The organism is Winogradskyella sp., assembly GCF_003712105.1.
GTDB lineage: Bacteria > Bacteroidota > Bacteroidia > Flavobacteriales > Flavobacteriaceae > Winogradskyella.
Window position 1 is genome coordinate 45,139 of the sequence record NZ_RHLG01000003.1, and the last position, 23,662, is coordinate 68,800.

At 33.8% G+C, this 23,662-nt stretch carries 21 protein-coding genes; 13 read left to right on the top strand and 8 right to left on the bottom strand.

The features are described from left to right. Positions 1-36: 36 nt before the first annotated feature. From ED556_RS08065 to ED556_RS08080, 4 genes are all read right to left on the bottom strand, one after another. Positions 37-2,364 carry a PorP/SprF family type IX secretion system membrane protein gene (locus ED556_RS08065; RefSeq protein ID WP_296321907.1) on the bottom strand — a complete coding sequence of 776 codons (2,328 nt, stop codon included), beginning with the start codon at positions 2,362-2,364 and terminating at the stop codon, positions 37-39. Continuing rightward, on the bottom strand, positions 2,361-3,827 hold the full coding sequence (locus tag ED556_RS08070; RefSeq protein WP_296321910.1) for a gliding motility-associated C-terminal domain-containing protein: 1,467 nt from the start codon (positions 3,825-3,827) through the stop codon (positions 2,361-2,363). The genes ED556_RS08065 and ED556_RS08070 overlap by 4 nt, the downstream gene beginning before the upstream one ends. Positions 3,828-3,881: 54 nt before the next feature. Next, positions 3,882-5,207 carry a hypothetical protein gene (locus tag ED556_RS08075; RefSeq protein WP_296321915.1) on the bottom strand — a complete coding sequence of 442 codons (1,326 nt, stop codon included), beginning with the start codon at positions 5,205-5,207 and terminating at the stop codon, positions 3,882-3,884. A gap of 240 nt (positions 5,208-5,447) precedes the next feature. Then, a complete protein-coding gene (locus ED556_RS08080; RefSeq protein ID WP_296321918.1) occupies positions 5,448-5,900 on the bottom strand; it encodes a hypothetical protein in 453 nt (150 codons plus the stop codon). A gap of 358 nt (positions 5,901-6,258) precedes the next feature. On the opposite strand from ED556_RS08080, the gene ED556_RS08085 reads away from it, so the two are divergent. The 6 genes from ED556_RS08085 (at position 6,259) to ED556_RS08110 (ending at position 11,376) form a co-directional block, all read left to right on the top strand. After that, positions 6,259-6,849, top strand: coding sequence for a hypothetical protein (locus tag ED556_RS08085; RefSeq protein ID WP_296321921.1), 591 nt, complete (start codon positions 6,259-6,261; stop codon positions 6,847-6,849). 199 nt (positions 6,850-7,048) lie between these two features. Further along, the gene (locus ED556_RS08090; RefSeq protein ID WP_296321924.1) at positions 7,049-8,743 is read left to right on the top strand and encodes a patatin-like phospholipase family protein; all 1,695 of its coding nucleotides are present in this window, start codon (positions 7,049-7,051) and stop codon (positions 8,741-8,743) included. A gap of 56 nt (positions 8,744-8,799) precedes the next feature. Beyond that, positions 8,800-9,678 carry a hypothetical protein gene (locus tag ED556_RS08095; RefSeq protein ID WP_296321927.1) on the top strand — a complete coding sequence of 293 codons (879 nt, stop codon included), beginning with the start codon at positions 8,800-8,802 and terminating at the stop codon, positions 9,676-9,678. 50 nt (positions 9,679-9,728) lie between these two features. Further along, positions 9,729-10,301, top strand: coding sequence for a pyridoxal 5'-phosphate synthase (locus tag ED556_RS08100; RefSeq protein WP_296321929.1), 573 nt, complete (start codon positions 9,729-9,731; stop codon positions 10,299-10,301). A gap of 3 nt (positions 10,302-10,304) precedes the next feature. After that, the gene (locus ED556_RS08105; protein ID WP_296321932.1) at positions 10,305-10,490 is read left to right on the top strand and encodes a hypothetical protein; all 186 of its coding nucleotides are present in this window, start codon (positions 10,305-10,307) and stop codon (positions 10,488-10,490) included. A gap of 52 nt (positions 10,491-10,542) precedes the next feature. Continuing rightward, a complete protein-coding gene (locus ED556_RS08110; protein ID WP_296321934.1) occupies positions 10,543-11,376 on the top strand; it encodes a dienelactone hydrolase family protein in 834 nt (277 codons plus the stop codon). 9 nt (positions 11,377-11,385) lie between these two features. On the opposite strand, the gene ED556_RS08115 is transcribed toward ED556_RS08110, so the two are convergent. The 3 genes from ED556_RS08115 to ED556_RS08125 are packed head-to-tail and all read right to left on the bottom strand — an operon-like array spanning position 11,386 to position 12,803. Further along, positions 11,386-11,949, bottom strand: a complete 564-nt coding sequence (locus ED556_RS08115; RefSeq protein WP_296321937.1) for a HupE/UreJ family protein — start codon at positions 11,947-11,949, stop codon at positions 11,386-11,388. A gap of 18 nt (positions 11,950-11,967) precedes the next feature. Beyond that, positions 11,968-12,480 carry a DUF6702 family protein gene (locus ED556_RS08120; RefSeq protein WP_296321940.1) on the bottom strand — a complete coding sequence of 171 codons (513 nt, stop codon included), beginning with the start codon at positions 12,478-12,480 and terminating at the stop codon, positions 11,968-11,970. A gap of 17 nt (positions 12,481-12,497) precedes the next feature. After that, positions 12,498-12,803, bottom strand: a complete 306-nt coding sequence (locus tag ED556_RS08125; RefSeq protein WP_296321942.1) for a cation transporter — start codon at positions 12,801-12,803, stop codon at positions 12,498-12,500. Positions 12,804-13,041: 238 nt separating this feature from the next. Between ED556_RS08125 and ED556_RS08130 the strand changes: the two genes are divergently transcribed. The 6 genes from ED556_RS08130 (at position 13,042) to ED556_RS08155 (ending at position 22,435) form a co-directional block, all read left to right on the top strand. Then, on the top strand, positions 13,042-16,329 hold the full coding sequence (locus ED556_RS08130) for an exo-alpha-sialidase (RefSeq protein WP_296321944.1): 3,288 nt from the start codon (positions 13,042-13,044) through the stop codon (positions 16,327-16,329). A 12-nt stretch (positions 16,330-16,341) separates the two neighbouring features. After that, the gene (locus ED556_RS08135) at positions 16,342-19,170 is read left to right on the top strand and encodes a prolyl oligopeptidase family serine peptidase (RefSeq protein WP_296321946.1); all 2,829 of its coding nucleotides are present in this window, start codon (positions 16,342-16,344) and stop codon (positions 19,168-19,170) included. 213 nt (positions 19,171-19,383) lie between these two features. Further along, positions 19,384-19,806 (top strand): ABA4-like family protein, encoded by a 423-nt coding sequence (locus ED556_RS08140; RefSeq protein ID WP_296321951.1) that lies wholly within the window; start codon positions 19,384-19,386, stop codon positions 19,804-19,806. After that, positions 19,803-20,603 (top strand): hypothetical protein, encoded by an 801-nt coding sequence (locus tag ED556_RS08145; RefSeq protein WP_296321954.1) that lies wholly within the window; start codon positions 19,803-19,805, stop codon positions 20,601-20,603. The genes ED556_RS08140 and ED556_RS08145 overlap by 4 nt, the downstream gene beginning before the upstream one ends. 10 nt (positions 20,604-20,613) lie before the next feature. Then, positions 20,614-21,702 carry a histidine kinase gene (locus ED556_RS08150; protein WP_296321956.1) on the top strand — a complete coding sequence of 363 codons (1,089 nt, stop codon included), beginning with the start codon at positions 20,614-20,616 and terminating at the stop codon, positions 21,700-21,702. Then, positions 21,683-22,435 carry a LytTR family DNA-binding domain-containing protein gene (locus ED556_RS08155; RefSeq protein WP_296321960.1) on the top strand — a complete coding sequence of 251 codons (753 nt, stop codon included), beginning with the start codon at positions 21,683-21,685 and terminating at the stop codon, positions 22,433-22,435. The genes ED556_RS08150 and ED556_RS08155 overlap by 20 nt, the downstream gene beginning before the upstream one ends. Here ED556_RS08155 and ED556_RS08160 read toward each other — a convergent pair whose 3' ends face one another. Beyond that, a complete protein-coding gene (locus tag ED556_RS08160) occupies positions 22,436-22,885 on the bottom strand; it encodes a hypothetical protein (RefSeq protein ID WP_296321963.1) in 450 nt (149 codons plus the stop codon). A gap of 199 nt (positions 22,886-23,084) precedes the next feature. Between ED556_RS08160 and ED556_RS08165 the strand changes: the two genes are divergently transcribed. Beyond that, positions 23,085-23,582, top strand: coding sequence for a CIA30 family protein (locus ED556_RS08165; RefSeq protein ID WP_296321967.1), 498 nt, complete (start codon positions 23,085-23,087; stop codon positions 23,580-23,582). Positions 23,583-23,662 lie beyond the last annotated feature (80 nt).

The following is a 23,662-nucleotide window of genomic DNA, read 5'->3' on the forward strand; positions in this document are numbered from 1 at the left end:
GCTTAATAACTACTAGCAGACGTGGTGATATGTTACTTAGTTCTCTATTTTAATAATTGACATGTTTCTATTATAGGGTTCATTATCTTTCTCTTTTAGTTTTCTATTTGCTTCTTGAATGGTTTCTACTTTTTCTGCGTATATATAATATTTACTTGTATTTACATCATAGAAAAATTCTACACTTGCTAAACCTGAAGCCAATACCTTTTTGATAAAATCATCACGTTTACCGATATCACTATGTATAGCAAGTACAGCATAATACCCACTATCTACATAGTTGATATTTTTAAGTATTTGAATATTGCTATTCTGTGGTTTTCCAAAATCAAAATCATCTGGCTTGAGCTCTGTGGTGTTGATTTGGGTAGTTTTCTTCAGGTTAGCTAATCGTGTTCTATCTTGTTTGTATCGTTCTTCTTCATTATCAAATTCAGCACGTTTTATGCGACGACGTTTCTCAAATTCAATAGCTACTTGAATATCGTTTAATTTCTTTTCCAAATCAGCTCTAAGCTCTGAAGTCTTAATTTGCTCAGACTTAAGACGAGTAATTTCTTTTTTGTAGTATAACATTACGACTTCGTTTACAATGGTATCTGCTTCATACATCTCATCATATAGTTTTTCTAGCTCCTCTATTTTATTACTTCTATCAGAAATAGTTTTATCTAAGTCTTCTTTAATTTTTCTAAGTCTTTCATTTTCTTTAGTAATACTCTTAAAAGGTTTTGGTTTTACTACAATACCTTGCTCGCTTAAATCATTTTCTTCCTTTAGATTTTTTAAATTCTCGTTTTTACCTTCTACTGCCTTGTCATATTCATCTAGTAAGTCACTTTGCTTTTCGGTATCAGATTTTACATCATCAATAAGACGCTTCATTGACTTTTCAAGCTCATTCTTTGGATTGTTAATGGCATCTAATTCGGCTTGCTCTTTTTCTTTTGCAATGCGTTCCGCTTCAAGTTGAGCCAATCTTTCTTGTTCAGCCTTTTCTTCTGCTAGGCGTTCTGCTTCAAGTTGTGCAAGTCTTTCCTGCTCAGCCTTTTCTTTCTTTAAGCGCTCAGTTTCTAATTTTGCTAGTCGTTCTTGTTCTGCCTTTTCACGTGCAATTCGCTCTCTTTCGAGTTTTTCTAATCTTAGTCGCTCAGCCTTTTCTTTAGCTAATTGTTGTGCTTTGAGCTTAGCTTGTTTTTCTCTGGCAAGCCGTTCTCTCTCCAAACGTTCTGCTTCTTTTCTTGCTCTTTCTTCGTCTTCTGCTTTCTGAAGCGCTTCGAGTTCATCTAATTCTTCTTGAGTTTCTTCTTTAGCAGGAATTTCTATAGTGTCTAACTTAGGTTCTTCAGTTTTGCGTTTAGCAGCAACATATCGGGTAAATGCACCTGATCTTTTCTTATTTGTCTTTATTAATGAAGTCACTTCATCTTGACGGTTATAATCGAAGAATTTTTCATTTTTAAATCTATAAGCCAATGTGATCTCGTGAGAAGGACCAAAATTGCTTATGTCTCCCAATGCCATTTCGTAGTTATACTCAAGAGCAATTTCTTCAGTAATATTAAGACCTAAGCCTGCAGATGCACCAAATTTTGTATTATAACCACCTTGTACCCAAAATCCTTTAGGAATACTAAGCATTACATTACCTGCAATTATGGTTTCATCTTCTCTAAACTCACTTCTAAGCAATCCTGTAAACTTACTATCATCAAAAAAACCACGGCTAGACATATAACCTGTGTACATTATATGCCCTTGAATGCCGCGGTTTGGCACATCGTCCAATAACTCTGATGTTTGAATGTTATATAACAGAAGATTGTTGATTGATATACCGAAATCTAGAAATGTTGTTCCAAAATTTACACCTGGATTAACAGCTAATAAAAAATTGTTTTCAATAGTATTCAATGATGGGTCTGGAAGATTAGTAACCACGTTACCAGAGTTTATGCCACTACTATATGCAGCCATGTTAAGACCAAAAGTAAGATTGGTGTCTCGTTCTAGTCTAGCATTATATGCAAAATTAATAACGCCACCGTAGGTTGTTAAAACACCATAATCTTGTTGAAACAAACTGATACCGGCACCTATATTATCTGTAAATCTACCAGAGTATGCTACAACATAGGAGAGAGGTGCGTCGTTAAACTGTACCCATTCGCGTTTATTGTAAGCACTAATAAATCTGTTTTGCTCCCTAACATAACTAAATGTTGGATTAAGTAATGTTCTATTAAAGGTCAATGAGTTACGTATTGGCAAATCAAAAGCGACAACACCGTCTGTGTCTTGAGCCAAAAGTGGTTCAAAAAGTAAGACTAGTGATATGTATATAAGTGCTTTTAAATTCATCTTATAATTGTAATGGAACCTTTTTTTGTATCGCCATTACTAGTGGTTATTATATAATAGAATACCTGATTGATACTCGTGATATTTAAATTGTTTAGTGGCCAATTATTTTGATAATTAGTAGTTTGAAACACTCGTTTTCCTTGGCTCGAGAAAATCTCAATAGTCGTATTTGTTCCACTTACATATGCTGTTGGAATTACCCAAGTATCATTGATGCCATCACTATTAGGACTAATTAAATTTGGAATATTATCTACATCAGGAAATGGTTCAGGAGCTTCGCTAACCTCGAATACTATTTCACGAGATCCAGCACAGCCAACAGTTTCTGTTATTACCACTCGGTACATACCAAATTCGGTGGCTGTATAAGTATTATCATCGGCTTCGTCAATTAAAGTCTCATCTATAAACCACTGAAATTCTGGGTTATTAGCGTTTGTAGTAACTTCTACATCTAATTCAGAGCCATCTTCTATTTCATTGGTTTCATCGACATTAATTTCAGCATCAAAAAGATTACTTTGTAAGTCTATTGTCCCTGAAGTTTGACAATCTCCAAGATCAACCTGAACAGAAAACATACCTGATTCATTAGTTTGATAAAACTGCTCTGTTGCACCATCAATAATATCACCATCACGATACCACTGGTAACTTAAACCGCCAATTGTACTTAAAGTTGTTAAACCTTGTTCAGGACAATAAGGATTACCTAAACTTGATGCAATCTCTGCATTAGCAACACCAGTTGAAGCCTGTACAATTTCAACACGATTAGAAAATGAATCTGATGTACATGTACCATAATTAGTTTCAACAAAGTATGTACCTTCTTCTGATACAGATAATGTTTCGCCCTCCGAAATAAAGATAGATGACGTTGGGCCAGTCTCTTTGTACCAATTAAAGGTTAATGATGGATAGTTCAATGGCGAATCGTTACCATTAATTCCAGGATTGTCTATTGTGAGTAGATAACTTCCACCAGGACAAAATGCCCCAGATGATACCAAATTATTTATTGTAAATGGTGAATCTTGTAGCTTATAATATGCAGGAAATGCTACAGAGCTTGTACTCGTAGCAACTGGAGATGTACTTTTAATCCTAATTTTGTAGCCTTCTCCAGATGTTGTTGTAGGTAAAGAAAAATTAATAGATGCAGGAGATGTTGTAATGCTTCCACTAGCCGAAGTATAAACAACGGTTGCGTCACTAAAATCACCCTCAGCATCAGACAATTCAACAATAAATTGGTTATTACTTTGTAGTCCAGATTCTGGAGAAAAAATAAAGGTTGTGCTATAGGTGTTAAACGATGGGCTTGCACATGCTTGGCTAAATCCCAAACTAGGTGTGCCAATGACTATTTGAGCTGTTAATAGCTCAACACAACACAACATAGTAAGCCATAGACACAGATGTTTAATCCTTATGAAGGCAATTTTGGAGCGCATGTAGTTGGTCTTGTAATTTTATGCTATAGGCAAATAACTTTACTTAAGCGTTAATTAGTTATCATCATAATCTTCAAAATCGTCCTTATCTGTTGTAGCAACGATTTTATTTATTCGTAATCTAAAGTCTGGTGTTTTCGGATGTTTTAAATCAATAAATGTTTCTGAATCCGGACCTTTAGAATACACATTGTCAAAAGCACGACTTCCGTACCAGCTTTCTAGATCCTCATTATTAGAGTTGTATTTTTTAAAAATATTTCCTGTACAATTATTAAAATATGTACGTTCGAAGCTGATATTCTGAAGGTTATCGTTATTTATAACCATATCTTCATCTAAGTACACTGCCGGTTTAAAACCTGAAATAACACTTTGCTTTAAGGAGAATTTAGCATCATTTTTAATGTAAATAGCTTCTTTAACCAGGCCAATGTTTATGGCTTTGTTAAGATCGTCAGTGGCATTAATAAGTGTTAGGTTAGAAGCTAATACTAGCGTGCTTGGTTTATTAGGATCTACATCATCTTTATTGTCATATGACGATAAGTACATACATCTATAACCTTCGGGGCTAGAAACAAATGGTGAACGAATCGCCAATGAGTTGTCAATAAGTACCTGTGCGCCATCGTTAAACATATAGTCATTTTGATTACAGCGATATGATACTAACTTATTTAGTGTTACATTTCCACCTTCAACTTTAAAAGCATTTCCTAAGGCATAGCTTACCATTACATTATCTATAAGTGTTTCGTTTCCTACACCGGCAAGTGTTAATCCATTTAAATAGCCATAGCTTTTTGTCTGCAGTCCGGCATATTCAATTCTAATATAGCTTAGCACACCAGAATTACTCATCGTATTTTCGCCACCATAGCTTATATCGTTCAAGTTATCTGGCTTAAGACCATAATTTAAAAGTCCTTCGTTACCAAATTTATTGGTTGGTGCATTTCCAAGGATAAAAATACCACCCCAATCGCCAGGCTTTTTCATAGGACGATTAGACGTAAATACAATTGGATCAGTTTGCTCACCTTCTGCAATAATTCTTGAGCCGTTACTAATAATCAATGATGCTTTGGTTTGGTAATCACCAAGTATTACAGTGCCAGGTTCTATGGTGAGTGTTGTGCTGTCAGTTACAAAAACGTTGCCTACCAATAGATAAGTGTCTTGTTTTTTAAGCGTAATATCACTGGTAATATTACCAGTTAAAATTTGCGTTGGTTCTCCGTAAGTTGAAGTATTAGGTTTAAAATCGGTCCAAGTATTTAACCAGTTATCAAAACCAATAATACCTTTTTCCTGTTGAGCGACAGTTATGGTAATTGAAAATACACACAGTAGCGCTAGAAGCGTAATTTTTTTCATTGTAGGTTAAGTTTAAATATTAGAGAGGGACATATCAAACCTAATATTATTGCCTATCAAATACAAATTATATCGATGTATTACTCAAATCTTTTAGAAAAAAACGAAAATACTTACAAATAAAATCTTTTAAACGAGATTTTTAATGAAAACTTTTAAAACCTTTACAAAAACAGTGATGATAATAAACAAAAAAGCCCCAATCATAATGGATTGAGGCTTTTAAATTTGATAATTTATTTAGTTAGCTTTAAAATCTTCGTAGGTATATAAAGATTTTAGTGTTGTTTCGTAAAATAAAATCGCAGCAATTAAGTCTGAAGTATCTGAATAAGGTAGAATTTTCTTCTGAAATTCAATAGTGCTATCAAAGTAATCTGCAGAAGCTTCTTTATTCTCTTCAAGAGCTTTTAAATTCTCCTTAGTATTAGGAATTCCTAATGATTCCATAGTGACATTTGCACTTGTTGCAAAAGCGATATTTGGTAATATATTAACAATGACTTCTATGCGTTCAACATACAAATCCAATAAATCGCCTTTATTCATTCTGTTTAGTTCCTCGCGTTCATGATATTTTGCAATGTTTATTTTACCACTAATAAATGACTTAGATTTTGTCTTTTTTTGGGCAAAGCTAAATGTAGATACACAAAATATTAAGACGATTAATAGGTTCAGTTTTGTCTTCATTTTTGTAGATTTTTGTTTTTGTGGGCAAGACAAATCTATATAAATATTTATGATTTTCAATCAATAAGAGTTACTTTTTTTGAAATTTATTTTATCAATGAAATGCATAAAAGAGCGATAAACTGCATAAACACTAGACTAAAAGCATATTTATCAGATGAAATACACTTGTTTAATTTTCAGTTCATTTCTTTAGTTTTTTCATAAAATGAATAGAAAAAAGGGTGTGGATAGCATGCGGTTTACCGATAGAATTTGCATTTCTCTTCATTATATCGAGTTTTTAATGCATTCATTTGATTTTTATGGACTTACATAAAATTATGACAACATTGTAAGTCCAAATCATTCATAAACCATGAAAACAAAACCTCAATTACTAAGTACCATCTTCATAATCTTAGTATATGTTTCTTTCGCACAGACTAGCAATAATGAATTTAAATCAATAGATTTTATTCAAAATACTATGAGTGAAGCTACTATTGCCGACTATAATGAACGTACAACTAAATTTAAACTTACGGGAACATTATATCTTGCTGACGGAACTACACCTGCTGCTAATCATAAAATTACATTGAATCAGGCTGATGAAGATGGCAATTTTAAGTTTTATAAGGAGAATGGTGTTAAAATATTACGTCATGCAGCAACACTAACTACCGATGCCAATGGTAAATATACTTTTTACACGTTTGTACCTGGTGGCGATAGACTATACAATCAGATACAAGAATTGTACTTAAAAGTTGAATTACCAGACCAAACAGAATATGCACTACCATCATTATTTTTTGATTCGGACCCTATGTTGAGTAAGCGCTGTCGTAAAAAAATGCTAAAACGTGGTGAAGAAAAACGCATATTAATACTAAAGGATACTAATAATTTACTTGAAGTAACACATGACTTTATCGTGTCAAGTAATTTAAAACCAATACAATAAATCTATATCCATTAACCGCTCAAAAAGCTGAAAGAATTTTCTTTCAGCTTTTTGTTTTTATAACTACTTAATCTTCGATTAGTTTCATATATTTGAACTCCCTTACGTAGCTATTTAATTCGACGATTTCTTAAATTTATTAAGCACTTGATTGGCGGCTAAACTAAGATTGTAAAATTTATAATCTTAAACATCAATTATGAGCGATTCTAAACCAGGTGACGGGAAGTCGCAACGGTTTCAACCATTTAAAAACATAGGTTTATGCTTTAGTGGCGGTGGTTACAGAGCAACATTTTTCGCATTAGGAATTGTATCTTACTTAGACCGAGTTAATTATAACGGTACATCACTATTATCTTCTGTAAAAGCCTTAAGTAGTGTTAGTGGTGGTACATTATTAGCTGTAGCCTATGCTAAGGCAGTGCAAGCAGATAACTATGATTTTAAGTCTTTTTTTAAAACATTTTATCACACCTTTACTCCTGAAAATGACAAGCTTTTAGAAACAGCTATTTCTAAATTAGAAGACACTAGTGTTTGGGAGGCTAATCCACATAAAAAGCGTTCTCTAATTAATGCATTTGCATTGACTTATGCCGAAATGCCCGTGTTTAGAGGAGATTTTCATGATTTTCAACCAGATACTATAAAACAATTAGAACAGGTTTGTTTTAATGCTACCGATTTTTCATTTGGTTTAACCTATCGTTTTCAGAATCGTGGTTATTTTGGTAATAACCCATTATATCGAGATTTTCAAAAAGAAGTTAATGCGCTGCGTTACGATGTGCAATTGGGAGATGTTATTGCGTCATCGTCTTGCTTTCCCGTTGGTTTTGAACCTTTGGTGTTTCCGGATGATTATTTTAAAAATCAAATATCTCCAGAATACAAAGCATTAAAACATATTGACAGATTCGCTGACGGTGTTGGTATAATGGATGGTGGAATTGCCGATAATCAAGGTATAGATAGTATGTTACGTATTAATGACCGTATGGATGATGCATTAGATCTTATTATGGTGAATGATGTTGGTAGTTATAAAATGCAACCTTGGAAACAAGCCAATACTAAGATCGGTAAGAATTCTACAGTAGAGCGCATTATTAATAAATTCTTGCAATATTTTACAATAAAACCATTTTACATTATTGTTTTAATAATTGGTATACTATCAATTGTCTTAAACTATATGAATGCTTTTGGGCCAAAAGCATACACAAGTATATATATCATTGGAAGTTCTATTATGGGTATTGGCATATTACTAAGTGTATTTGGCATAGTCGCTTCTGCTGTGAAAAATAATGTCTTAAGACGTGCTAAAGACTTATTTAAAAAGAATGTACCAGAATCCTTATTAGACGATATAGCAACGTTTAAGAAGTTAGATATTAGCCTAGTACAGCGAATGACTCTGGAACGTGTAAGTTCAGCTATGACAATGATTAATGACGTGTTTTTAAAACAAATACGTCGCTTAAATTATGATATCTTTTACTCAAACCCTGATTTAGAGCATAAGCGCATTACTAATACAGTATACAAGTTAAACGGCCAGCCGTCACTATATGGAAACAATGATTACAACAAGGATATACCTAAACCAAAAAAATGTTTAGAAAGCGTGTGTTTAACTGCTTCTGAAACACCAACAACGCTTTGGTGGGATAAAACGGATATTGCTAAAAACCGTATGGAAACCTTAATTGCTTGTGGGCAATTTACGGCTTGCTATGAATTAATGGATTATATCTTAAAACTCAAAAAAGATAAAGTTGTATCAGCTGCTGAAACTAAAGAACTTGATGAGCTTTATAAAGCACTCGAAGCAGATTGGTCAATATTTAACAAAACACCATTATGGTTAGTAGAAGAGTTAAAGTAATAATGATTACACTAAACATCAGTTGAAATACGTTTATTAAACAAACCTCTAAACCAATGAAATCATCCTTATTTCCTTTAGTTTTAACTGCTATCTTTTGTGTTCAAAGTCAAGCACAGACTAATATCTATTTAAAGCAGAAGCCACCAGGTAATACTCCTGAAGTATTTGCACTAAATATTATTTCTACTGATAATGAATACGAATTTGGCTCAGTTTTTAATGCCGCTGGAACTGAGTTTTACTACGGTGTTTCTATCAATGGCAAGGAGGAAATGCGATACAGTGAACTAGTAGGTGAGAGTTGGTCTGCACCAAAGACCATTATGGTTCATAAACAATATGGCTATAATGATCCATTTTTATCTCCAGATGAAAACCGACTGTATTTTATCTCTAAACGTGCTTTGGATGGTAAAAGCGAACCAAAAGATTATGATATTTGGTATGTAGAGCGTCAAGACAACAATTGGTCAGAACCAATTAACGCTGGTAAAAACATAAACACCTCTAGTGATGAGTATTACATTTCATTTACTAATGATGGCACCATGTATTTTGCCTCGGGTAGAACTAATGGTAATTTTGATATTTATACCTCAAAGTTTAAAAATGGTAAGTTTCAAAAAGCAGTGGCATTACCTTCAGAAATAAATACAAGTCATTACGAAGCCGATGTTTTTGTTGCCCCAGACGAATCTTATGTTATTTTTTGTGGTAATCGTCCAGATGGTTTTGGTCGTGGTGATCTTTATATTAGTTTTAAAAACGAAGATGGTTCTTGGACACAGTCTGTCAACATGGGTAGCAAAATTAACACTAGAGGTCATGAGCTCTGTCCGTTTGTAACAAAAGACGGTAAATACTTCTTCTATAGTAGTAATCAAGATATTTATTGGGTAAGCGCTTCAATTATTGATGACTACAGGAAATAATTTAGCTTTAATTTCAACTTAATACAGTTAGTATATAACTTTGTGGTTATATGTTAAAACCAATTGATTTATTCAGTTCTTGGTATTCAGAAGAACAAAAACTATCTAAGCGCGAGATTCCTTCTGCTGTGTGCTTATCTACAATTGGAACGGATGGATTTCCAAATGCTCGTTTTGTATCTTTAAAAGAAGTCAGAAATAATACCTTCATAGTTACTGGGCCTTTAGATTCAAAAAAAGGTATAGAAATAGGAGCAAATCCAAATGTTGCCTTAACCTTTTGGTGGACTGAAACCAACCGGCAAGTCAGGATTCAAGGTATTGCAAAATATATCACAGACGATTTAGCCGAGCAATATTTTAATGATAGAAGTAGAGCTTCTAAAGCCGTATCAAGACTAAGTAAGCAAGGCGAAGAAATAGCAGATTTAAAAACTCTTGAAAATGATATCCAATCATTAATTTCTGATTCTTCTGAGATTGAAAGGCCAATGTATTGGAGTGGTTTTTCGATACAACCCATTAGAATAGAATTCATGCAATTTGAAACATCAAGATTTCATAAACGCACATTATATGAGTATCTTGATGGTGAATGGCATTCTAAATTAATACAACCCTAACCAATGTTGTTATTTCTTGTAAATAAAATTCTGAATGGTTTTCTAAAAGCAGAAACTGATAGAGAGTTAACGGTTTGGTTACTCATGGGGTTTTCTGTAGCTTTTGTAGTATTTGTAATCATTTCAAGATATCTCACTAGACATTACGATCACGACGATGATGATATAGATATTGACGAGTTTTTATAAATCATTCAAACATTTATTACCTTTATAGAAATCTAAAATATACCACCAAAAAATGAAACAGTTTATCAATTGCATTCTAGTTATAAGTTTAATTATTGTAAGCTCTTGCAAACAAGACAAAGAAGCTAAAGAAGACATAACTCGAGAAGACGTAGAAATAAAAATCAATGGACAAGAAGTGAGTTATGCTACAGATTCTACTAATCTTAAAGGCTATATTGCTTATGACGAAGCTAAAGCAGGTAAACGACCAGGAGTTATTATAGTTCACGAATGGTGGGGACACAATGATTATGTACGCGAGCGTGCAGATATGCTAGCCGAATTAGGATATACCGCAATCGCAGTAGATATGTACGGTGATGGTAAGCAAGCAAGCCATCCTGATGATGCAGGTAAATTTGCCATGAGTGTGTTTTCTAACCTGCCAGAAGCAACAGCACGTTTTAATGCGGCATTAGACCTATTAAAAGAACACAAATCCGTTGATGCAGAAAAGATAGCTGCAATAGGGTATTGTTTTGGAGGAAGTGTGGCTTTGACTATGGCAAACAGCGGAGCTGATCTTGATGCGGTAGCTGCATTTCATAGTGGTGTTGGCTTACCAGTTATGCCTAACGATAAATTAAAAGCCAAAGTATTAGTTTGTAATGGTGCAGATGATCCTTTTATTAATCCTGAATCTGTAGTTGCGTTTAAATCAGCATTAGATTCTATTGGTGCAAAATATGAGTATGTGTCGTATCCTGGTGTAAAGCACAGTTTTACATCTAAAGCTGCAGATGAAAATGCCAAGAAGTTTGATTTACCACTTGCATACGATGCTAAAGCTGATATGCAATCTTGGGAAAGTTTACAAAAGCTATTGACAGAAAGTTTTAACTAATATATGTATTTAAAGGGCATTCAAGAAGATTGTTGCTGCTATACCAAAACCAGCACCAGACACAAACAGATTCCATTTTAAATGCTCGCCTTTAATTATTTTCGTATATATCCATAATGCAATCATAAAGAGCAGAACAATAAATAATTGACCAACCTCTATACCAACATTGAATAAGAATAGTGGCATTATAATACTGTCTTCAAATAACATAAACTTAAAATTACTGGCAAAAGCTAAACCATGTATAAGTCCAAATACTAAGGCAATAATGTACTTTAATTTTGTGTCAGACGATTTATTTTTATCGTAATTCACAATATTAGCAATAGCAGTAATCATAATTGTAAACGGAATTAAAAGATCAATTATATCAGGGTTTACAGGTATAATATCTAATGCACTTAAAATAAGTGTACCACTATGACCAATTGTAAATGCTGTGATTATAACTAGTATCTGTTTCCACTGGTTGAGTTTAAATGCAGCACAAAGTGTCATTACAAATAATAAATGGTCGTAGGCATTGATATCAACAATATGTTCCCAACCACTAGCAAAAAAATTGTTCATAGTATAATGTTATTAATATTAAAATGTTTGTGAGTACGAGTTACTTTCAATCTGACTTTCAAAACTACCTTTTGGTATAAATGGCGGAATACGCAATGTAACCCAGTTGGTTTGCATTGGGCCAAACACTTCAAAAAGAAGGTTGTTTTCTATGTATAGTTTATCGCCCTTTTTTAATGTGATATAGTTCTTTGCAAATTCAATGTTCATAACATTAGATTGGACCTTGTAATCCTTAATTTTAAAAGGTAGAACCTTGCCATTAATTGATATTCTATAATTAAAAGCAAAATAATTTTGAATCGCTAACTTATCGTCTTCTGTGATGTTTGAATTCTCTAAACGATCAAATAGCGTCTTATTTATTACTGGAGCAAAATCGTCTATGAATACTCTACAATCTACACGAATGCTTTTGGTCTTTTCATCGTATTTTATCTCGGAAGCGGTGAGCTTTAGTGGATGACTTGAGAGTGAAGCGAACAGGAATGCGCTTAAAAGCAAAAACGAAAAAAATAATTTAGGTTTCATCTAAGGTAAAAGTAGTATTATTTGCAAGGAATCTGACCTTTCAGTGTTTTTACTTTTTCTTCTAAATCAATTTTTGAGATTTCTTCAGGCTTGTAAACGACTGAAACTTCTTTTGTATGCAAATTAAGAATGGACTGTTTTACACCAGCAACATTTTGTAAACCACCTTCAATTACCTTTTGACAATTAGCACATCTGGCTTTAGGAACTTGCATTACAAATACCTTATCAGCCTTGTCTTTTTCTAAAACGCGTTTTTCTTCTGGAATTCTATTACAAGACACTAGTGCTAATAAAACACTGAAATATATAATTCTTTTCATTCTAATGAATTTATGTCAATAACAACTATTGCAACTCAGTTGCAAATATATAAATTGTCAACTATTTTTGGTAAGATAAAGTTTACTTAAATATATTTTATAATATAATTCACATTTAATATTCATAAATACAATAATTTTAAAGAGATAAAATTCTCATATTACTAACCATCTATATAACTCAACTTTAAGCATAATCTTTTAGAACTAATACCAACCTTTATATTACCATATTATTATGAACAAATTCGTAGTTGTTGTGCTGACACTAATACTTAGTTTCAGTACATCTAGTCATGCCCAAAAAAAATCAAAAGAAAAAGAAGTAAAAACACCACTTGAAGACATAAATATTTCAGGACTAAAGTGGCGTAATGTTGGTCCAGCACTAACATCTGGACGAATAGCAGATTTTGCATTTAATCCTAATAATCCATTCGAGTATTATGTTGCAACTGCTTCAGGAGGAGTTTGGAAAACAGTGAATTCGGGAGTTACATACAAACCAGTTTTTGATAGTCAAGGATCTTATTCTATAGGTTGTATAACAATAGACCCTAATAATTCAAATGTTATTTGGGTAGGTACTGGAGAGAATAATAATCAACGATCAGTAGCTTATGGTGATGGTGTTTATAAATCTTTAGACGGCGGAAAATCATGGAAAAATATTGGTCTAAAGAATTCTGAACATATTGGGAAAATAATTGTCCATCCTGAAAATTCAGATATAGTTTATGTAGCAGCCATTGGACCATTATGGAGTAAAGGTGGCGATAGAGGATTGTATAAAACTGAAGATGGTGGTGAAACCTGGAGTTCTTTAATTGAGGTTGATGAGCATACAGGTGTAAATGATGTCGTAATGGATCCAAGAAATCCTGATGTATTATATGCTTCAACATTACAAAGAAGACGACATGTTTATACATATGTAGGTGGTGGACCTGGTTCTGCTATGCACAAAAGTGAAGATGGAGGAAAAACATGGACCAAGATAAATAAAGGTTTACCTAGTGAGGAGCTAGGTCGTATCGGCTTAGCAATATCACCAGCAAACCCTGAAATTATATACGCCATAGTTGAAGCCGCCAATGGTAAAGGTGGATTTTTTGCTTCAACAAATAGAGGAGCGAGTTGGAAAAAAAGAAGTTCACATGTCACTAGCGGTAATTATTATCAAGAAATAATTGCTGACCCTATTGATGAACATACTGTGTATTCTATGGATACCTGGATGTCTGTAACTCATGATGGAGGCAAAACATTCAAGTTGGTAGGTGAAGACACTAAACACGTTGATAATCATTGTATGTGGATAAATCCCAATAATAACAACCACTGGGTCGTTGGATGTGATGGTGGGATTTACGAAACCTTTGATGCAGCTAAAACATGGGATTTTAAAAAGAATTTACCTGTTACCCAATTTTACAAAGTTGCCGTAGATAATGATTATCCGTTTTATAATATTTACGGTGGGACTCAAGATAACTTCAGTCTTGGAGGTCCATCAAGAGTTTTAACTAACCACGGGATTCGAAATTCAGAATGGTTTATTACAAATGGAGGTGATGGTTTTGAGTCGCAAATAGATCCAAATAATCCAAATATTGTATATGCCCAATCTCAATATGGTGGTTTGGTACGCTTCGATAAGAAAAGTGGTGAAATTGTTGGTATAAAACCTAAGGCTCGTAAAGGAGAAAATGCATACAGATTTAATTGGGATGCACCTTTAGTAGTCAGTAGGCATGTACCTGGTCGTTTGTATTTTGCAGCAGAAAAAGTCTTTAAATCAGATGATTATGGAAATAGTTGGGATGTCATTAGTGATGATCTATCCAAACAAATAGACAGAAATACTTTAAAAGTGTATGACCGCATTGTAAGTATTGATGCCGTTATGAAAAATGGATCTACGTCTCTTTATGGTAGCATTGTAGCATTTTCAGAGTCACCAATAAATAAAGATCTTTTAGCTGCTGGCACAGATGACGGTTTAATTCATATCTCCGAAGATGGCGGTCAAACTTGGAACAAAATTGATAATATTCCAAATGCACCAAATCAATCTTACGTAAATAGTGTTTACTTGTCTAAACATGATGAAAATGTGATTTACTCAGCATTTAATCATCATAAATATGGTGACTTCAAACCTTATATATTTAAGTCAATTGATAAAGGCTTAAGCTGGAAAGCCATTCAAAGTAATCTTCCAGAACGTGGAAGTGTTTATGCTATAGAAGAAGATCATGTGGATAAAAATCTCGTTTTTGCTGGTACTGAATTTGGTGTATTCTTCTCACCAAACCAAGGACAAAATTGGAAACAATTAAAAAACGGATTACCAACTATTGCGGTTAGAGATATTGCAATCCAGGAACGTGAAAATGATTTAGTTCTTGGAACGTTTGGTCGTGGATTTTATGTTATGGATGATTATTCTGTATTGCGATCTGTAGAAAATTCTGAACCATCAGATGACGCTAAAATCTATTCGATAAGACCAGCTTTAATGTGGGAGCAGAGTAGTCCATTAGGGTTACCTGGCAAATCATTTCAAGGTGATAATTTTTATACTGCACAAAACTTAGGCCCTGAGGCAATTATTACATATTATTATAATACGTCTTACGAGTCTTTAAAAGATAAACGTCAAAAAGCAGATAAAGAATTAATTAAATCTAATAACAGCACACCTTATCCTAGTTATACGGACTTAAAAGCTGAAAATGAAGAATCTAAAGACGAACTTGTCTTTACTATAAAGGATGCATCAGGAAAAGTTGTAAAAAAAGAATTTAGGCCAGCGAAGAAAGGATTTCAACGTTTTCATTGGAATTTGAGATATACGCTTCAAAACCCAATTAATCTAAATAAACCTCAGTTTTATAATCCATTCAGTGGTGCAGATGAAGGCACACTAGTACTACCTGGTAACTATACAGTTGAGATGGGATTATTACAAAATGGTAATTTAAAATCATTGGTTAGCCCAGTTGTTTTTGAAGTAAAAGCATTAAATAATGTTGAAATGCCTGCCGATAATAGAGCAGAAAAAGTTGCGTTCCAAAAAGAACTAGCAAAGCTTCAAGCAGATTTTGGAATAGCTCAGAATTTAATGTCAGAATCAAGAAACAAACTCAGGTATATTAAAGCAGCAATAAAAAGAGCTGAACAACCACTCGGTAATTTATCTGCAAGTGTAAAATCAATTGAAGAGCAATTGAATGAAGTTCAACTCGCTATGTATGGAGATCCAATAAAACGCAGATTGGATATAGATCAACCACCTTCTCCCGCAAGTCGATTAGGGTCTATAGGTTATGAGCAAAAGTATACAACGTCTACACCTACAAAAACTCATTTAGATAGTTATGCTATTGTTAAAGAAGAGGTTACTGCTATTAAGTCACAAATGGAACGTATCTATAATGAGGCTATTAAAGCTTTAGAAGAGCAATTGATCAATTCGGGAGCGCCATACACACCTGGCCGTGGTTATGAAAACAAAAATTAAACATAGAACATCATGAGATTATTAGCCTTACTTATAGTTTTTGGATTTGCGTTGACTTTAAATGCTCAGAAAAAAGTAATGCAGCATGAAGACAAAGCCTTATGGAACCGTATTAGAAATACAAAAATTTCTAATTCAGGGGCAAATGTGCTTTTTGCGAAAGAAAAAGGTGAGAAAGAACAAATAATACAACTTTTAGATAGTAAAGGCGAAAAAATAATGTCTTACAAACGTAGCAAAGGTGGATCATTTACTTATGATTCAAAGTATGTCACCTTCGCTGTAAATGCCTTTAAAGACAGTATCAAGGAAATGAAGCGCAAAAAAGTTAAAAAGAAAGATTTGCCTAAAGATACTTTGATGATTTATAATATTGAAAGTAAATCTTTAACAAAGATACCTAATGTAAAAGCATATAAGCTACCAGAAAAATGGTCTGGTATTGTAGCATATACACTTGAATCCCCTAATCCTAAGAAGAAAGACAAGTCAAAGCGTAAAGACACTTTAAAGTCTAAAGTAAAAGATAGTATAAAAGCTAAAAAGAAGAAACTAAAAAAAGTTTCTAAAGAAAACGGATATCATTTAGTAATACGACATCTAGAAACTGGTGTAGAGGATACGCTAAGGTATGTGCATCGCTATGCCATTGCCAAAAAAGGTCGTCATCTCGTTTATGCCACATCTGGAGTTGTCGATAGTCTTGGTGGTGGTATATATCACTATGATGTAGATAAAATGAAAAACACGCAATTATTATCGAGTCATTACAAAACCAAATATCCACAATTGGGAATTTCCGAATCAGGAGAGCGCGTTAGCTTTATTGTCGATTCAGATTCTACAAAAAGCTTAATAAAAGCACCAAAATTATACGCTTGGACGCTTGGAGAAAATCAAGCTAGTGTCATTGTAAATTCAATAGATAATAACTCAAAGCTGTATGTTTCAACAGATAAGAGTTTGCAGTTTTCAAAAAATGAATCTCGTTTGTTTTTTGGACTTAGAACAAAGCCTATTGTTCAAGACACAACGTTACTAGACGAGGAAATAGTGAATGTAGAAGTTTGGACCTATGATGAACCAAGATTATATACCGTACAAGAGCTTGATGCTAAGAATGATAAGAAAAAATCCTATCTAAGCTTGTTTGATTTTAATAAAAATAAATTAATTCAAATTGCAAATAATGACTTTGATATTGCGCGTTACAGTGATGAAGGAAATAGCAATTATGCGGTAATTGGTAATCAAACACCATATTTATTACAAAGCCAATGGACAGCGCAACGGCCTATGGATATGCAGTTGGTGGATTTAAATACAGGAGAACATCGCGAAATAGCTACAAAGGTTTATGGCGGTTCTTCATTAAGCCCAAAAGGAAAATATCTATATGGCTACAGTCGTAAAGACAGCACATGGTTTACCTATAATCTCGAAACGTTAAAATATAAGGCACTTACAAAAGGGCGTCAATTTTATAATGAATTGCATGATTACCCTGATGATCCTTATAGTTATGGCTCAGCAGGTTGGACAGAAAATGACGATAAGTTTTTAATTTATGACCGTTATGATATTTGGGCATTCAATCCTGAAACTGGCACCTCTGAAAATTTAACGAATGGAAGAGCTTCGTATATGCGCTATCGCTACGTTAAATTAGATGATGATGAGCGCTCCATTCCTGCGAATAAAACCTGGATGTTAAGCACTTTTAATGAGGATAACAAATATGGTGGAACCGCAAGTTATGATCCTAAAAAGAAGGTTCTCAAACAACTGATGGAAGGTCCTAATTCATTTGGAGGATTCATCATGGCTCAAAACGATAAAAACAATCGAATGCTATTTACCAAAGAATCTTTCACTGAGTTCCCTAATCTTTGGGTCACGAATACAAGTTTTAAATCACCAAAACAGATCACTGATGTTAATCCTCAGCAACGTGAGTATAATTGGGGAACTGCAGAAATGGTAGAATGGACATCCTTAGATGGAAAACTATTGCAAGGTATGCTTATAAAGCCAGAAAACTTTGACCCTAATAAGACCTATCCGATGATTGTTAACTTTTATGAAAAAAGTTCAAACGGGTTGTACCGCCATCGTGCACCATCTTATGGAAGAAGCACCATTAACTATTCATTCTATGCCAGTCGTGGCTATGTTATTTTCAACCCAGATGTGCACTATAGAGATGGTTATCCTGGTGAAAGCGCTTTTAATTGTGTGATTCCAGGTGTAACTATGCTTATTGAGAAAGGATTTATAGACAAAGATAATATCGGTGTTCAAGGCCATAGTTGGGGTGGTTATCAAATTGCATATTTGGTGACTAAGACAGATATTTTTAAAGCTGCTGAATCTGGTGCTCCAGTTCCTAATATGATTAGTGCCTATGGTGGTATTCGATGGTGGACTGGTTTAAGCCGTCAGTTTCAATATGAGCATACACAAAGTAGAATAGGAGGTACGCCATGGGAATATCCACAACGATATGTCGAAAATTCTCCAATATTCAATATTGATAAGATTAATACGCCATTATTAATTATGCACAATGACGCGGATGGTCACGTACCATGGTATCAAGGTATAGAGTTCTTTGTAAGCTTGAGACGTCTCGGTAAACCATCATGGTTCTTAAATTATAATGACGAACCACATTGGCCATTAAAATGGCAAAACCGGATTGATTTTAATTTAAGAATGTCTCAATTCTTTGATTATTATCTCAAAGGTGCTCAAAAACCTATGTGGATGCAACGTGGTGTACCAGCACTTGAAAAAGGTATTAATCAAGGTTATGATTATGTAGATGTTGATAAGGATTAGTGCCTTATAAAATGAGCTTTTTTAAAGCCTAAGGAATATTAATCTTTCTTAAGCATATTAAAAAACCCATAGCAAAGTAGTGTTATGGGTTTTTTGTTATGGATACTCTATCTGTATCATTTCAACTACCAATAACGACGATTCAATAGAAAACTAGCAAAACACATTATATTTTAAAGACTTTTGTGTCATATTCAATCAAAAAATTATAATATGACAACAGCAGAAGTTTTTTCCATCGCAAATCTCATGGCAATGCTCATGTGGATTTTAATGATTGTGCTTCCTAAATGGAAAGGCACACGTTTTCTTATTGACTTTAAAGTCATTCCCTTACTATTATCGCTTAGCTATATAGTTTATATGCTATCATATATACAAGCTGGTGGCGGATTAGATTTTGGTAACCTAAGCAGTGTAATGGACGTCTTTACTAAAGAGAATGCCGTTATGGCAGGTTGGGTGCATTATTTGGCATTTGACTTATTAATAGGCATGTGGATGTTAAACCAGAATCAAAAATTAGGGATTCATCAACTTATTATGGTGCCTTGTTTAATTGGTACATTCATGCTTGGACCAGTTGGCTTCTTACTTTTTATGACTATAAGAGCTATTAAACTACAAACATCATGAAAACGCTAAAAGACATCTTATCCATAGTAAAAAGAGAAAGCCCAATCTTATATTACATTGGGATATTGCACTTTGTTTTGGTCGCTGTTTGTATTGTAGGTTTCTTTCTAGATACGCGCATGGTTACAGGCATTAATACTTGGATAAAACCATTAAAATTCTCCATATCAGGAGGAATTTATGTATTGACTTCTGGATATTTAGCCACGCTTTATCCATTTTCAAAACGCAAGCGAAACATCATTAATAATTTAGTGTCTTGGCCATTAGCATTCGAAATTGTTATTGTAGTATTTCAAGCATCAAGAGGCGTAAGATCTCACTTTAACCGAGGTAATGCTTTCGATGGTATCCTTTTTGGAATTATGGGGCTCTTAATCAGTATTGTAGTAATGACCATGGTATTCTATATTGTCGAAACTATAAGGCTTAAAATGAAAGTCTCTAGACCAGTGCAATGGGGTATTTTATTAGGCTGGCTGGTCGTATTTTTTGGAAGTTGGGTTGGTGGTCAGATGATTGGCCAAATGGCACATAATGTTGGTGTTGTTGATGGTGGCGAAGGATTACCATTGCTCAATTGGAGTACAATCGCTGGTGATTTACGTGTTGCGCATTTCTTTGGGTTGCATGGTATTCAAATTATACCTTTATTCGCAGTAGTAGTTACTCAAAAACTGAAAACTTCAAGACATATTCAAAGTTCAGTGGTCATTGGTTTTGGGTTATTATATGCATTATGGATTGCTTATACATTTTATCAGGCGAAGCAGGGTATGCCTTTTATAAGCGTATAATCTTTTAAATATGGGATTTTTAAATAAGGAAAAACGTATAAAATACTTAGGGTTTAATGATATCTGGTTCACGATAGCCGGAATTATACTCCTGAGTTTCGTCACAGACTTTCTATTTTCAAGAGGCTCTTTTACACGTCTACCTTTTATTGAAGCTACGATAAACTGGAGTGTGTCTTTGATGTTTTCAACATTAAATTGGCTGATTATCCGAATTATTCTTATTGCATTACGAAAACGATATCCAACATTAAGAGACAACAGAAGACGTATTCCGCTATTCTTTTTATCTATCGTTATAGTAGTCTTTGCAGTAGATTATATAGGAAATGCATTTCTCGGGTTTATTTTTAATGAGAGTTATAATCACCCAGCAAGATTCCAAATTATTGTCCCAATTATTTTAATTAGCACAATGACCATGGCTATTTATGAAGCGATTTACTACTACGTACTTCTTCAAAAATCTATTCGTGAAGAAGAACAAGCAAAGCACGCTATCGTACAAGCACAGCTAGATACTTTACGAAATCAAGCTCAGCCACATTTCTTTTTTAATAGTTTGAATACGCTACGTGATATTATAGATCAAAATACGAAAGCTGAAGCGCGCGAATTTGTAAACCGATTATCAGAAGTATACCGATTCATTCTAGAATCTGGAAATGCAGATCTTATCTCGCTGTCGGATGAGCTTCAATTTGCTGAAGCCTATATTCATATTCAAAAAGAACGATTTGGAAACAATTTAGATGTGCAATGGCATATTAATGATTCTGAAAAAGAGCATTTAATTATTCCTATGAGTTTACAATTGCTATTAGAAAATGCCGTAAAGCATAATGTCATTTCTAAGGCGAAGCCTTTGGTTATAGAGGTTGGAGTAGAAGCTGACTATTTGGTAGTTAGCAATAAATTACAACCAAAATCAACGCAATTACCATCGACTAAACTTGGTCTTAAAAATATAAAAGAACGTTATACGCTGATGTCTGATAAGCAAATAGAGATTAATAAAACCGATAGTCATTTTACGGTGAAATTGCCATTGCTAACACATACCGATCAAAAGAAATTTTATGCAAATACTCATTATTGAAGACGAACCTAGAGCTGCTAACCAGCTTCAAAACCTATTAAAAGACTGTGGTTTCGATTACAACCTTCAAGCTATTATAGATACGGTTGAAGATAGTATTGCATGGTTTCAAAATGGAGGTGAAGCTGATTTGGTGTTTATGGATATTCAACTTGCAGATGGACTTAGCTTTGAAATCTTTCAGAATGTCACAGTAAATAGCCCAATTATTTTCACCACAGCTTTCGACCAATATGCCATCCGTGCATTTAAGGTGAATAGTGTCGATTACCTCTTAAAACCTATTCAAGAGCAAGATCTACGACATGCCTTAGATAAGTTTATGAGCTCAAAACAGAATGCTACTGTCGATATGCAAATGATACAGCAACTCATATCTACCTTGCAAGTTTCTGAACAACGCGAAAGTATCTTAGTAAAAGAAGGTGATGGTTATAATCAATTACGAATAGCAGATTTATTGTATGTCTATTCTGAAGACAGTATGACCTTTGGTGTCACTGCCACAAAACGTTTTATTATTGAAGAAACGATTGATGCCTTGTATAATACTTTAAATCCAAGTGAATTCTTTAGGATTAATCGTGGACAGATTGTGTCTAAACATGCCATAATTAAAATTGATAAATATTTCAACCATCGCTTAAAGCTAAATCTGAAACAACCAATAGATCAGGAGTTTATAGTAAGTCGACAAAAAGTTAATGACTTTAAAAATTGGCTAAATCGCTAACTAGGTAATTAACTTCTCTCTTAGGTAATAGATGCTATTAGAATTAAGCTGGTAATCTAACCCAGGAATAAAAGCTGTAATGGTATTATTGGTAAAATTAGCCCTAATACTTGGCATAATCGTAACCATGTTTTGATAGTAGGAGCGAAGTGGCTCAGTACTTATTTTAATACCCTGAAAATTTAGCCAGTTTAAATAATCAGTAGAATCTTCTATTTCCTCTAACTCTTGTAGGCAAAGCATTATGGTTAATAAAGGGTTGCCAATACTTAGGTCATTGTACTCATCTTGTACATGTATAGTAACATCTATGGTACCTATGCGCAATTGTAATGGCGTTAAAAACTCATGAATGGTATAAGGTGCATCCAACACCTTTGCAGAGCAGTTGTTTGCTTTTATAAAGCGTTTTAGAGCTGTAACTTCTGGATATGTCGGTACAGAGGACATTGATATAAAAATAATGATAACCTAGATGTAACACTAAGTAAATGAAGAGATTTTTTAGCCACGCATAATTAGCACACAATGGTCATCATCCACCTAAAGTATCGTTAATAATTTTTCAATAGAGATAATACCCGGTATTTTTGCATATCATTATTAAGTTATGCGGTTTTATTTACTAATAGTGCTTTGCTTAACAAGTATGCAGCAGCAAAAGAACATGCTTTTCGATTTCACAAAAACGACGAATACAAACAGTTGGTATGTAGTCAATGATGGCGTTATGGGTGGATTGTCACAAAGCACAATGCAGCTCAATAATAATGGGCATGGGGTTTTTAGTGGTTATGTAACAACAGAAAACAATGGTGGCTTTGCTTCCATTCGTCATGCATTTAGCACTAAAGATGTCACAGATTACGATTACATTGTGCTTAGAGTAAAAGGTGATAACAAAACCTACCAATGCCGTTTAAAAGCTGATGAATACCAGCGATTTACTTATGTTCAAGAGTTTAAAACCTCAGGCGATTGGCAAAGTATAAAATTGCCATTAAAAGACTTTTACCCCTATTTTAGAGGTTATCGACTTAACCGACCAAATTTCAACGACAATAAATTAGAACAAATTGGCATTTTAATCGGTAACAAAACCAACGAAAGGTTTAGTTTAGAAATTGCCAGTATTCATTTGGAGTAGAGGACAAGCTACACGCTTTACTGCCATTCTCAATTTATAATCATTGCTCAGATCACCCAAATATCCTATTCTGGGCAAAC